Annotated in this window: 10 protein-coding genes; 2 read left to right on the top strand and 8 right to left on the bottom strand. The window is 39.9% G+C overall.

Going from position 1 to position 14,093, the window contains the following annotated elements:
* Positions 1-19: 19 nt before the first annotated feature.
* The 5 genes from ACT3ID_RS16965 to hisC form a co-directional block, all read right to left on the bottom strand.
* Positions 20-490: a ligand-binding sensor domain-containing protein gene (locus ACT3ID_RS16965; RefSeq protein ID WP_491543252.1), complete on the bottom strand. Its 471-nt coding sequence runs from the start codon at positions 488-490 to the stop codon at positions 20-22.
* Positions 491-604: 114 nt separating this feature from the next.
* Positions 605-3,664 (bottom strand): two-component regulator propeller domain-containing protein, encoded by a 3,060-nt coding sequence (locus tag ACT3ID_RS16960; protein WP_491543251.1) that lies wholly within the window; start codon positions 3,662-3,664, stop codon positions 605-607.
* Positions 3,665-3,752: 88 nt separating this feature from the next.
* Entirely contained in the window at positions 3,753-5,588 is a 1,836-nt protein-coding gene (locus ACT3ID_RS16955) for a histidine kinase dimerization/phosphoacceptor domain -containing protein (protein ID WP_491543250.1), read from the bottom strand.
* Between the two features lie 174 nt (positions 5,589-5,762).
* Entirely contained in the window at positions 5,763-7,862 is a 2,100-nt protein-coding gene (locus ACT3ID_RS16950) for an alpha-ketoacid dehydrogenase subunit alpha/beta (RefSeq protein ID WP_491543249.1), read from the bottom strand.
* Positions 7,863-7,885: 23 nt separating this feature from the next.
* Positions 7,886-9,007 (bottom strand): histidinol-phosphate transaminase, encoded by a 1,122-nt coding sequence (gene hisC / locus ACT3ID_RS16945; protein WP_491543248.1) that lies wholly within the window; start codon positions 9,005-9,007, stop codon positions 7,886-7,888.
* Positions 9,008-9,177: 170 nt separating this feature from the next.
* Here hisC and ACT3ID_RS16940 point away from each other — a divergent pair, with 170 nt between their 5' ends.
* The gene (locus tag ACT3ID_RS16940) at positions 9,178-9,873 is read left to right on the top strand and encodes an SDR family NAD(P)-dependent oxidoreductase (protein WP_491543247.1); all 696 of its coding nucleotides are present in this window, start codon (positions 9,178-9,180) and stop codon (positions 9,871-9,873) included.
* 67 nt (positions 9,874-9,940) lie between these two features.
* On the top strand, positions 9,941-10,615 hold the full coding sequence (locus tag ACT3ID_RS16935) for a hypothetical protein (RefSeq protein WP_491543246.1): 675 nt from the start codon (positions 9,941-9,943) through the stop codon (positions 10,613-10,615).
* Between the two features lie 2 nt (positions 10,616-10,617).
* On the opposite strand, the gene ACT3ID_RS16930 is transcribed toward ACT3ID_RS16935, so the two are convergent.
* The 3 genes from ACT3ID_RS16930 to ACT3ID_RS16920 are packed head-to-tail and all read right to left on the bottom strand — an operon-like array spanning position 10,618 to position 13,827.
* Positions 10,618-11,571, bottom strand: a complete 954-nt coding sequence (locus tag ACT3ID_RS16930; RefSeq protein ID WP_491543245.1) for an SGNH/GDSL hydrolase family protein — start codon at positions 11,569-11,571, stop codon at positions 10,618-10,620.
* Between the two features lie 33 nt (positions 11,572-11,604).
* Complete coding sequence (locus tag ACT3ID_RS16925; RefSeq protein ID WP_491543244.1) at positions 11,605-12,291, bottom strand: SIR2 family NAD-dependent protein deacylase; 687 nt, start codon at positions 12,289-12,291, stop codon at positions 11,605-11,607.
* Between the two features lie 33 nt (positions 12,292-12,324).
* Entirely contained in the window at positions 12,325-13,827 is a 1,503-nt protein-coding gene (locus ACT3ID_RS16920; RefSeq protein WP_491543243.1) for an acyl-CoA dehydrogenase family protein, read from the bottom strand.
* Positions 13,828-14,093: the final 266 nt, after the last annotated feature.

Below are 14,093 nucleotides of genomic sequence, written 5' to 3'. Positions count from 1 at the left end.
CGTTAAGCGGCTTAATTCATTATTTTTTCAGGATATAAATTCCTCCCTTATAAGTGCCAAACCAAATTTCATTATTTTTGAGCTCTTTGATTTGCCACACTTCATACTGCGAAAGCGAATCGTCAGGAAAGGGGTTAACAAGGCTATCTTCTTCAAAAGTAACCACTCCTCCGGGAAAGTTTGCAACCCAAAGGTTACCACGAGAATCTTCTAACAACTGTTGTACAGCGTTATTTCTCAGCCCATCATCGGTAGTATATGTCTTAAACCTTTTCCCATCGAACCGGCTTAAGCCTCCTCCGTTGGTTGCCATCCAGATAAAACCATCCTCTGTTTGCTCCATATCATGGACTTGTCCCTGGGGCAGTCCGTTGTTTACCGAATAGATCTTAAAATCATAATGTTGGGCTATAACTGAATTTGCAAGACCAGCAAAAACTAAAAAAGATACAACAAGCCCACCTACTATTTTATGCCATCTGTATCTCATTATTTTCTAAATCAACTTAGCGAAGAGAAAATCTATTCCCGGTGTCTGTTGAATTATTCACATTATTCAAAAAAACAATATTCCCTTCAGCTTTTAAAATTTTTTTTTAAAAAACTAACCGGGTACTTTTGGAGAAGCTTCCTCTTTTTGAAATTCCAGTATAAATTTGGCTCCTCGGGTCGTATTATGAAAAGAAAAGTCACCTCCCAACTGGTCGCATAATGTTTCGATAAGGGTTAATCCCAATGTTTCTCGCTGGCTACTGTTAAAATCTTCCGGCAATCCTTTACCGTTATCAGCCACAGTAAGAGTTATAGTATTATTTTTTTTCTCTTTAGCCACTACTTTAATGGATCCCTGACTCTGATCACTGAATGCATGTTCAAAAGAATTGCTTACGAGCTCGTTTAATATGAGTCCGCAGGGAATTCCTTGATTAACCCCGAGCTTAAAATCTTCGATTTCGATGTTTACGTTAATTTCTTTCTCGGCATAATTGAATGAATAAGAGATAATATCGATTAATTCATGGACATATTTTTTAAAATCTATCTCAGCCAACCGCTCGTTCTGATACAATTTTTCGTGAATCATAGAGATTGACTGTACCCGGCGTTGACTTTCAGATAATACCCGATTTACAAATTCATCCTCTGCATAGCCCATTTGTAATTCAAGTAAACCTGAAATTACTGCCAGATTATTTTTTACTCGATGATGAATTTCTTTGATCAACACTTCTTTCTCTGCCAATGCCTTCTGCAAATCCTCGGTCTGTTCATCTACAAGTTTTTCAAGTCGCTGTTTTTCTAACACTCCAATCCTGAATTTGATATATCCATAAATTAAGCCTGCTAAAGTAGTTACTATCAATCCATAGAACCAATAAGTCTGCCAAAAGGGATAGGCAACAGCAAACTTAAATTGTGCTTCTTCTTCTCCCCAGTTAGAGTTTACGGTTTTTACCTGGACGGTGAATTCATATTCACCGGGATCTAAATTTGTGAATACAGCTTGTTGAGAATTTGTAGGATTCGACCATTCCTCCTGAAAACCCTTTAATTTATACCGATACCTCAAGTTAGAGGGATTTCCAAAAAAAGGTGCTTCATAATCAAATGTATACGTATGCTCTCCATACGGAAATGTGACTTCAGGATATGCTAATCGGCCAAATTTGTAGGTTAGAGAATCGGTATACTCATTCCATTCTATATCCTGAGAATTTCGCTGGATAGCTGATATATGAAGGTTGAGATCTTCCGAATCCTCTTTAATTTCATCCGGATTTATTTCAAGCAATCCCTCCATAGTTCCAAAAAGGGCCCGGTTATCTTCTAACTCCAATACTGCTTTTTGATTTGTTTCTATACCCAATCCATCATCCGATAGTTTAAAATGGGTCAAATCCATCTCTCCTGTTTTCCAATATCCAGGAACATCCAATCGATGAATTCCACCGTTGGTACCCTGCCAAAGCTTTCCGGAATCATCAAACCAAAGGATTTGCGTTGCCTCCAGTTTCATACCAATTTCTTTGCCAAAATTTTCTATGGCAGTCACATCTCCGTTAGTATCCAGTTCCAGTAACGTGATGCCTCCTCCCGTACCAAGCCATAGATTGCCTCTACTATCTGATGTGATATAAGAAATATCTCTGTGCGAAATACCGTCTGATGTGGTATAGTTTTTAAATTCTGATCCATCAAACCTGCTGACGCCATTATATGTGGCAATCCACAGATATCCCTTATGTTTGTAAACCTGATACGTGATATTAGAAGACAGACCTTCATCTGTAGTATAATGCCTCAAGTCATCTCCTTTCTTATGGAATAATCCTTCTTCAGCTCCGATCCAGAGTGTATCATTGTCATCAACAAATAATTCATAAATCCACCATGTATCCAAATCATTAGCTTCAGAATAATTAGAAAAAGTTTCCCCATCATATTTGTAGATGGCATTATCAGGCATAACAAATAAAATGCCCCCATTGTCTAATTCTGCGATACTCCAAACCTCTTTAGGACTTTCATATCCTTCAGGAAAAGGAACTTCACTAAACTCTCCATCTTTGAAATTATATATACCTTCGCGCGTGCCCACCCATATACTATTTTTGCTATCTTTATGAATACTATAAACTTGCGAAGAAATAAGTCCGGACTCTGTTCCATAAAAAGTAAATGCTTCTCCCTCATATCGATTAATTCCGGCCTCATCCGTAGCTATCCAGATATTTTCATTATGATCCTGATAAAGATCGTAAATATATTTACTGCTTAGTCCATTGTCGGGTGTGATATGTCTTGTAGAGCTTTCAGACTGTACGATTACACCATTCGAATATGTGCCTATCCACATTGATCCGTCCGCCCCTGCAATAAGATCATAAATATAATCAAGTTCTATACCGTCGATTTCGGTAATAGCTGAAAACGACTGGCCATCCCACACGGTAATTCCATTGCTACTCGCAAACCAAACCTCCCCATCTGAACGCGGAGCGATGCGATAAATACTTTCTCCGCTCAAACCATCGTCAATAGTAAAATTTTCGAATTCAACACCCTCTTTTACCCTGTTATCTTGCAGTATAGATATCCCGCCATTGGTTGCAATCCAGACATTTCTCTCTTCATCTTCCCAAAAGTCCCAAATAAAATTACTGACCAACCCATCCTCTTTGGTCAAATGGTTTAGTGTGGATCCGTCATAGATAAAAATTCCGGCCTGACGGGTACCAATCCAAAGCTCTCCATTTCTTAATTCATTTATAGCATATACATCTGCTGTATCCAGCACACTATGTTTAAAGGGATAGACAAACTTGTCATCCTCCATTTTTCCGATGCCAGTGCCATATGTGGCAACCCATAAATTTTCTTTACTGTCTTCAAAGATGAATTCTACACTGTTATCTTTAAGACCATCTTCAGTGGTATAAGTGTAAAATTCGCTCCCGTCAAACTTTGTCAACCCCCCATATGAGCCTATCCACAAATAACCATCAGTAGTCTGATGTATAGCATGTGCCTGGGAATGGGGAAGCCCCTCGCTTACTGAAAAGGTTTTAAAGTTATATCGCTGCGCCTCCGTAGAAGTTATAGCTACAAATAAAAAAATCAGGCAATAAAACAGAACCCTGCATTTAAGCCGAATGTATCCCATAAACCCCCTAAAGCACATACCTTATTTTTAAAAAACAAGAAGAAACTTTTGTAAAATATATTAAAAATATCTAATGAATACCCAATTTTTAGGTATCTATGACTTCTTCTTTTTCAAAAAATACAGTAATCTTTGCTCCTTTATCATTATTGATGGTAAGATCACCATTTAACTGCTTGGCTAAAGTATCTATCAAAGAAATTTCGGGAGAGTCAGAATCTGGTTTAAGTTTTTGAAACCCTTGCCCATTATCTTCTACGGTCAATTTTATTTTACTTTCAATCTTTTCTATTGATACGTTAATAGTACCCTTTTCACCCTTGTCGAATCCATACTTAAAAGAATTAATCACCAACTCATTTATAAGCAATGAACAAGGAATAGCCTGATTTACATTCAATATAATATCTTGCAAGTTGGTTTTAATTTCGATATTCGATTCGTCGTCAAGATAAGTATTGCTTATTGCCTGTAGTAGATCCTCTATATAGTTATCAAATTCGATATATGACAGGCTCTCAGACTGGTACAGCTTTTCGTGTACAAGTGCGATACTTCGAACCCGAAGCTGGCTTTGCTGCAATGCGGAAGCTACCTTTTCATTTTTAGCCTCCCAAATTTGCATCTGCAAAAGTCCTGAAATAACAGCTAAATTATTTTTTACCCGGTGGTGGATTTCGGCAAGAAGAACTTCTTTTTCCTTGAGAGACTGTTTAATTTTTTCTTGGGCTTCTTTTTCTGAACTAATATTACTAGCAACAATCACATAACCATCAATCGTCCCCTGACGATCCCTTAACGTCCCCTTTGAAACATTTACAGGCAACTCTTTGTCATTATCGATCAAGAGTTCAGTACCTTGAATCATCGACTTTTCAGATTGATTTTCGTCATCAAACAGTATTGAATCCTCTCCATCTTTAAATATAGTCGTCACCGATTCATCCAATAGTTCTTCTTCTTTGCAGTTCAACATCATCAATCCCGCAGAATTAATCCGTGAAATGTTATACTGTTGATCTGTCACAACCAACAGATCTGCCATCGACTCAATAATACTATCCACGTAGTCACGGGATACAGTGGTACGACTAAGACTCTCAGCCATATTATTAAACGTCTGGCTTAACTGTCCCAGCTCATCATCTGACTGATAATCTATGCGTTCGTCCAAATTACCCCGGGCAATATTCTGTGCCGCATCTGCCAGCTTTTTAATAGGATTAGCAATAGATCGATAGAGAAAGAACGTAAGTGATATCGCTACCACTAGGGCAAATATAGTAGCAATGCCTAACATATAACTCACCTGATCGAGTTTACTGTTGAGGCCAGCAATTTTCTGCTCGTGGTTTATCTGAATCTCATTACGCACTTCCTCAATCAGAGGCAATAAATTTGTCCGAAAATAAGGCTCAATTGTTACTGTGAAAAATTCTTTCCCGTCATCATAATTTTCGATACTCAGCTGTTGAAGTTGCTCCACAAGGGAAGTATAAATATCAAAATTCTTCTCCAACCTGTTGAGCAACGTCAAAACTTTCGAAGTATCGGTTGTATCGCGAAATAACAGTGAATGATCCTGCTTAATAAGCGCTCTGGTATTTTGTATACTTTCACGAAAATTTTTGATAGAGCTATCAATATCTTCCATTACCATTTTATTAGAAAGCTCTCTCTCATTAAAATCACTGGACAAATTGTGGCGATACTGTTCTTCAAGGAGATATTGCGTTTTTGTCAGACTCTGATAAAGCTGAAGCCCCATCTCTCCCGCAAGCTTTACTTCTTCAATCGCTTGCTTGCTCTCTGTTGTTACCTGATCTTTAACCGATTCATTTATATATGATGAGGTTATACCTATACCTCCCACCAACAGAACAACTACTGAAAAACTTAATATAAGTTTAGTGCTTAACTTCATCTAAATAAATTTGAACTTCCGCCGATTTGCCAACTGGTTTTAGGATTAACAGATATACAAAAATTGTACTCCTAAATAACAAAATTAAATATCCACTTTCAGGAAGTATGGGATATCAGATTATAGCCGACAGATTATCTGTTATTTGATTTAATAAAACCTTATGTCCTTCTTTTAAAATGAAACAACCTTATCGATTTTATTTATAATTTTTTCGGCATTTGGCAAAACCGAGTTCATTAAACCCACATTATAGGGTACGGGAATATCCGGCATTGTTAATCTTTCGATAGGGGCATCCAAATATTTGAAAGCCTGTTGCGATAAAACAGCACTGATCTCAGCGCCAAAACCAGCCGTTTGGGTATCTTCGTGAACAATAAGACAACGGTTGGTTTTTTTTACAGATTTAAGAACGGCTTCTTTATCCCAGGGCATAATAGAACGCAAATCCAAAATATCGGCTGATATATCCATATTATCTATAGCTTCTTCGGCCTGTTCACACATCGCGCCCCAGGTAACAATGGTGAGATCTTCCCCCTCCTGCAGTTTTTGAGCCTTTCCAATTGGCACCACAAACTGATCTCCGGGATAAGGTTTACGAGCATATTTGGCATCCAGCAAATTACGGTGCTCAAAAAATATAGTGGGATTATTACTACGCATTGCCGAGCGGAGCAATCCAACAGCATCACGGGCATTGCTGGGCATTACAATCTGCCATCCGACAGCATGCGCAAAAAAAACTTCGTTGCTCATACTATGCCAGGGATCACCGCATTTGGCAAATCCTCCGGGCATACGAACCACAATAGGTGCTGCAAACTTGTTAGCTGTACGCCAGCGAATTGTCCCGCAATTATTAAGCTGCTCGGTAGCCGGATCAGCATATTTGCGAAACTGGATTTCAGCTACAGGCATTAATCCTGAATAGGCCAGTCCAACAGATCGGCCAATAATACCTTCTTCCGAAAGGCTGGTATCAAATACTCGTGAATCTCCATGTTTTGTCTGCAGCCCCATTGTTACTGCATGAACCCCTCCTTTTGCTCCTACATCTTCACCAAACACCATCAATCTGGGATTAGTCTCGAGCTCATAATCCAATGTTTTTCGGATGGCTTCAACAATATTAATACGCTGTTTTCCTGATTCGGGTGTTTCAGAGCTTTCAGGAAAAGTGTGATCTGAAGACATTAAACCGCCGATAAGTTGAATATCTTCCTTTCCGTCGTCTGTCTCTGAAAAAACATACCGCTCAGTCTTTTCGGGATCTGGTTCGGGTCGTGCAAGCGCTGCCTCAGCAGCTTCTTCAATATCCTGTTCAGTCTTTTTTTCCAGGCTATTCCATTCGTTTTCAGATAATTGATCAGGAATCAAAAACGACTTTAAATGATTCAACGGATCGTTTTTCTGTTCTTCTTTGAGCAGATCATCAGGTTTGTAAGCCTGGTTGTCTTGGTAAGAGTGGCCATTAAGACGGGGCATTGTTAAATGAATAAGAGCAGGTCCCTTACGCGCTCGCACATACTCTGTCGATTGCTGTATAAGATCAGCGGCTTCTACCGGATCTGTACCGTCTCCGTCAAATATTCTGATATTTTTAAATGAGTATAAATTTTTGGCAATATTTCCTCCGGGAGTTTGAAAGTCGCCCGGAACAGAAATGCCATAGCCGTTGTCTTCAATAAAAAATAACATAGGTAAATCCTGCGTGGTAGCTATCGTCAGGGCCGACCAAAATCCGTTGGTCGCTACTGAACCTTCACCGCCAAGAACCACCGAAATAGCACCTTCATATTCTTCGTGGCCAAGTTCATTTAAGTGATATTGGATGCCCTGAGCCCACCCCACAGCCGGAGTATACTGAGAGCCGACATCACCAGCCATCGGCAAGACAGTGGTGCCATCCAATCCGGGTTTGTTGCAAACTACGCCAATATCACGTCCATCGCTGTATCCTCCCGATTTACCCATCGGTGCCGCCATGGCATCTTCTAAGCTTAGGCCGAGTGTCAACATCAGCGGACGAGAACGATAATACGCACTGGCAGCATCGTGTTTATGATTCAGCTGTGATCCCAACAAAATTTGTGCTAATTCATGCCCTCGAGCCGAAAACTGATAAAGCACTTCTTTATTTGGTACAAGTTCATTCTCTTCTTTATCATCCATGGCTCGTGAAGCAAGCATCAGTTCAGCGATCCGCCGCCAATCAATAGCTGCCACTTTTTCTGAAACATCCCGATCCACTTCTTTCTTTGTCGGCATAAATCTTTAAATCAATATTTTTCTTAATATTCTTGTGTTTCCAGCACTTCTTCGAAACTGTGCTCAAAGTGTTTCATCTCTTTTTTACGACCAATGGTAATACGTACACCGTTCGGCAAACCAAAAGAATTTGTTCGACGTAATATTACCCCTTTCTCCAACATAGCCTGTGTAAATCTAATCGCCTGTTGTTCATCAGGCAGTATCATCATAACTGAATTTGATATCGAAGGGATATAGGAAACATTATGTTTTTCAAAAAATTGATATAATCGTTGTTTACCTTCCTCAACAGTATCTCTGGTCTTTTTTACAAATGCCTGGTCTCCCAATGCTGCTAATGCCGCAGCCTGTGCCGGCGTTGTAGGTTCAAAGGTAAGCTTCGTCTTGGACATATTGCTGATAATCTCTTCCCTGGCAATGGCATATCCTATACGGAAACCAGCAAGGCCGTACGCTTTTGAAAAAGTACGGAGAGTAATTACGTTATCGTATTCATAATCAAGTGAGTGGGGATAATCGCCCATATCTCTTGCAAATTCGTAATAAGCCTCATCCATAATTACCAAAACATCATCAGGTACCCGTCGCATAAATCGTCTGAATTCAGAATCCGTTACATAAGTTCCTGTTGGATTATTTGGGTTGGCGATATAGATCATTTTGGTGCGTGCACTGATAGCATTCGCCATGGCCTCAAGGTCATAACGATAATCTGAAGTAACAGGAATTTTTTTTAAAGAAACGCCACGAATATTAACCTGAACAAAAAAGCCGACAAACGTAGTGTCGGCTGTAATTGCTTCTTCGTTATTTAGAAAAAAGGTACGACAAAGAATAGCAATAATGCTTTCTGATCCAGCAGCAATAAGGATGTTTTCGGGTTTTACATTATTTATATCAGCCAAAACATCACGCAGCTGTTTTGAAATAGGATCAGGATAATCTTGAATCTCCTGCAAAGCTTTTATTACTTGGGGCTCTACATTTGGACTGCAACCCAAGCGATTTTCGTTAGATGCTAACTTTGAAATCTGCGGTGGCTGATACTCATTCTCAACCTCTGTAATCGTCTTTCCTGCTACATAAGGGGATAAATCACGGATGTTATTGGGGACTAATGGACGATTGCCAGAACCAACCATAGAACTGTAAGTGTTGTATTATGAGATTGCCTGATTACTATATCAACCGGCTATAAATATGGTCAAAAATGGTCAGATTAACAATGTAAACCAAACAAATCTTTTTGGATAAACAGGAATTGTAAGGACGATATTCGATTTGTACCTTCAGAAAAAAATTTCTTTTAACTATGTCAAAAACTGCTATTGTTACAGGTGCAAGCCGAGGGATTGGTTTTGAAACATCTCAACAGTTAGCCCGAAACGGACATCAGGTTATTTCTGTAGCACGATCCGCTGATCTTCTACAAAAACTTAAAGAAACCGCTCCCGACAAAATTACTGCTCAGCCGACTGATCTCACAGAGGAAAAGGATATTTCAGAACTTGTGAAATTAGTTGAAGAGAAATTCGGGCAAGCAGATATTTTAATAAATAATGCAGGAGCGCTAATTAATAAACCCTTTGCTGAATTAACGCTGGATGATTGGCGCTCCCAAATTGAAAGTAATCTTATAAGTGCAATTCAAATAACAAAGCAGTTGCTTCCCTTCTTTGCCGAAGGTGCTCATATCCTCAACATTAGTAGTATGGGAGGCTTTCAGGGAAGCGCCAAGTTCCCTGGGCTCTCAGCGTATAGCGTTTCAAAAGGAGCACTCAGTATTCTCACCGAATGTCTGGCTACTGAACTGTCTGAGCAAAATATTAAAGCTAATGCACTATGCCTTGGAGCCGTACAAACGGAGATGCTGGAACAGGCATTTCCCGGTATCGAAGCTCCTGTTACAGCTCGGGAGATGGGAGAATATATTGCTGACTTTGCCCTCAATGGATCTGCTTTCTATAACGGGAAAATATTACCTGTGGCTCTTGAAGATCCGGAGTAGTGAAAGAAATGGGAATCTTGTAGTAAAATTTCTACATTTGTCCTAAAATTCACTAAAGGCAAGAGTCGTGAAAAAACATCTACTTTTATTTTTAACTTTTATTTTTGCAGGTAGCCTCTTTTGCAACTCCACAAAAGCCCAAACACTTGAGCTATTGGCGGGTAACACTCTAAATGGAGCTATGAACGGGGTAATTTTGGGGGGAGCTACAATGGCTCTTCAAAATACCAACGAATTTGGTCCGGCACGAGTGGGTCTTGGAGCAGGAACTTTGTATGGAATCGGAGTAGGAATTTATGACATCACTAAAACCACACAAGGTCAACAATTTTACATCTCCGGTACATTTAATGATGCTACAAATTCCTCTGTTCTGGTGTTATTAGATACGGTATATGGTGCTGCGGGTGGTGCCATAATTGCTTCATCAATATCTTTGATTCTTCAAGAACCGCTGGGGACTGCTGTGCAATATGGAGCCGGTTCAGGGGCGTGGATAGGCTTTGGATTCGGACTGATAGACGCTTTTATGCTTACAGAGGGACCTGATTTTGCGCAGGCTGCATCATACTCATCCCCAAACAATGTCAGCGGACTTCTCACCTATCGTAATAAAGATGAATCGCTACAAGTGGGAATGTTAAATCCTGAACTAACTACTCAAAAAAATATCTCAACAAATACAGTCAGCACTACCTATCATCCATCAATGCAGGTATTAAAACTGAAGGTTAACCTCTGATCTTATTCATCTGTACCTTCATAATCATCCGGTGTTTCTAAGCTAGCTCCTTCTTCCGGCTCCTTGGCCAGAGCTAGAAAACGGATTAATTCTTTAACCGTATTCGTGTGACCTGAAAGTGAGGGATGAAGTCCGTCACTCAGATAATTCCATGCGGCAGGGCCTTCATTTTCCCCTTCGTTTTCCTCTTCACTGACGCGCTCATCTTCATCATTCATACGCGTACCCATAGGATCTACGATATACCCTTTTTTACTCGTAAGGATCTCGCGAATCTTTGCCAAATCTTCCTCAAATAAATCAAAGTGGAAAAGGCGAATCTGCTGCTGCATCTCAGTGATGACAGGAGGTGGTGTAAGCCAAATAAGCGGATTGTCAGTAACCTCATTCACATTTTCTTCGATGGTATTCAAATTTTCCCAGTAATCAGCAAGTGATACCAGCGGTCGATCTGGTGATACATGCAGCCGCTGGGCATCAAAAGTACCGAGTGCTACAATTACCCAATCCGGGCCATGATCCAGTACATCACGATTTAGCCGTTTCAATGCATCCGTTGAGGTATTATAGGAAACACCACTATTTATAAAATTGAAACCTGGATCTTCGAGCCCAATCTCCAATACATGAGCAAAGATGTTAAACCATCCCTGTAGATCATCGGTGATAGAATCTCCCAAAGCAACAATAGTATCTCCTTTTTCAAATGGTAACTCTTCAATCCATTCAGCAATTTCAGGATCTTCAAGGAGCTCAACAGCTGCTTCTTTGGCATTTTGGGCAAAGCGGTTACGAAGTTTCTGCAATTCTTCCAGTTCCAATCCCATTAATCCCGCCATTGCTTCTTCATTTTCTATACCGGGCAACAGAGGAAACCTTTTTTCAAGATTGAGAAATTGTAAAAGATATTTTTCTAAAACTTCTTTTTCCTCTTCCGTCGCTTTATACTCAGACATAAATTTAATCTACTCTTTAAACAAAATTGTGCATTAACTTTCTAGTAATTCTTCTACCAGCTTAGGCGTTCCTTCAGCAGCCCGTTTTTTGATATGATTCCATCTGGATAAATCACGTAATTCAGGAAAATTCGGATCAATGATATATCTGGGAATATTGTCAGAAACTAAATCTACCAAACCTGCTGCTGGATATACAACGAGCGAAGTTCCTATAACAATAAGGATATCTGCCTGGGGTACAATCGTTGCGGCTTTTTCCATATTTGGTACCGGCTCACCAAACCAAACAACATGCGGCCTTAATTGTTCACCATCTTCCGCGGTATCTCCCACTTCGATAGTGTCGCCACCAATATCATAAATTAACGAAGGATCTTTCTCGCTGCGAACTTTAGACAACTGGCCGTGCAGGTGTACTACATCCGTGGAACCAGCTCTTTCATGGAGAGAATCAACATTTTGGGTAATAATAGTCACGTCATAGGATTCCTCGAGTTGTGCCAGCGCTTTATGTCCTTCATTGGGATCAACAGAATGTTCCTGCTTTCTACGCTGATTATAAAACTCAAGCACCAGTTCTTTGTCTCGTTGCCAAGCCTGTGGCGTAGCAACCTCCCGGATGTCGTGTCCCTCCCACAGGCCATCAGAATCGCGAAAAGTTTTGAGTCCGCTATCGGCACTCATTCCAGCGCCAGTTAGCACTACTACTTTATCCATGACCCAGGCAGAGTTGTATTAACAAAACTATCATTAGGAGTGGGCGTATTGAGGTAAAATAGATTCAAGCCAAGAGCTTGATTCCTCATAGTCTTCTACAACATCCGGTGCCTTTTCATTTACAAAGGTAGATACTCTGCGCTCAACATCTGTACGCAAAGTTTTTATAGCATTTTCAATTAATTTCTTATTAAAACCTTTATCGCTTAACCGCAATGTAAACTCAAGGGATATAACGCGGCTCAAGATTCGGCCTAACTCCACTAATTTATCTTGGGCCAGCTTGTTATTGATTTGGAAGTCCAAAAGGTCAGAAAAATAGTCAGATGCACGCTCAGTTAACTTATATTCGCTGAGAAATTCATATAAGTTCTTTAATTTAAGCTTGCGCATCTGTTTTAAGACCGACTCTGATATTTGCTGGTAAAGAATATCATTTGAGCCTTCAAAAATTTGAAACGGACGACTATCAACTAATGCACGACCAGCAATATGATCAAGCCGATACCCCTTTGCTCCGGTAAGCTGTAAGAGTGATTGGGCAGCTTGTTGCATTAAATCAGTTGTATACGTTTTAATCGCATTGGCCGTAAGATCCATATTTGAAACATCTTTCGTAATCGGCACATTTTGACCGGTAAATGCGCACATGGCCGAGCAGATTGTAAATGACGATTGGAGCCTGTTTAGGCGTTTCTTTACCTGTCCATAATTAAATAGGCTTTGTCCTCCCACATACCGCTGTTTACAATGTGCTATTGCTTCATCCATCATCCGTTTCAAGAATCCGATACCCATTCCAGGGAACTGGAGACGACTTCGATGCAAAATATCCAGCATCATTTTTATTCCTATAGATTTAGGCTGCAACTTATATTTTTCAGGGACGGTAATATCTATTTTATTCCGTCCATAAGGGAGCATATACAACCCTAAATTTTTATAATATTCTTCGACTTCAATACCGCCACGTCGACTATCATGAACAAAAAAACCGATATCTCTGCCCAACTCTCCATCTCCATTCGCTTTTCGTGCTGTAATAAGCCAAAAGTCAGCTGCGCCTGTTAATCCAGCCCAGTGTTTTGTTCCGGTAATCTTATATGAACCGCCTTCTGTTTTCTTGAAAGAGGTTTCCATATGAAGGGCATCCGAACCGAAATCAGGCTCCGTAATCATTAAACCGCCCATATTATTTTCATGGAGAAATCGATCAAAGATAGGTTGTTTTATTTCTTCAGAGCCATAGTTTATCACCGGCTGTAGAAATAGGGCGCCATTTATTCCCATCATCAGAGATAACGGAAGGGATTCATAAGAACTTGCTTCAAGCATGGCCAGAGCTTCGTGTGTATGAGCTCCTCGCCCTCCATATTCTTCAGGGATAAATACGCTCAACGGCTTGCAATCCATTACTTCGTTAAAAATTTCATCAGGCAAACCGCGCTCCAAACTAAGATCATCTATATCATCTTTAACATTGAATAAACTATGAAGTTTATTTTTGTAATGATTTATATATTCTGAAAAATCCATATCCCTTTCAATCAGATTAAAGAGGTTTTAGCTTCTTTAATAAAGCTTTAGAATGTTAGATAAGCAATATACCGAATATATTATCTTGGTAAAAACGCCCTAAGATAACTCCAACATATTTTTACGCTCTTATGTTTCTATTACCAATAATAAAACCCTTCATGCGGTGAGCATGAAGGGTTTTTGTAATAATTTAAAGAGCAGTCGGGGACCTACGCTTCCGGCCTCGAGGGCCAGTACCATCGGCGCTGCCGGGCTTAACGGCC

It is taken from the genome of Fodinibius sp. GM108 (assembly GCF_058386985.1).
The sequence above is the reverse complement of the archived record's forward strand: the minus strand, read 5'-3'. Positions and strand labels throughout refer to the sequence as shown.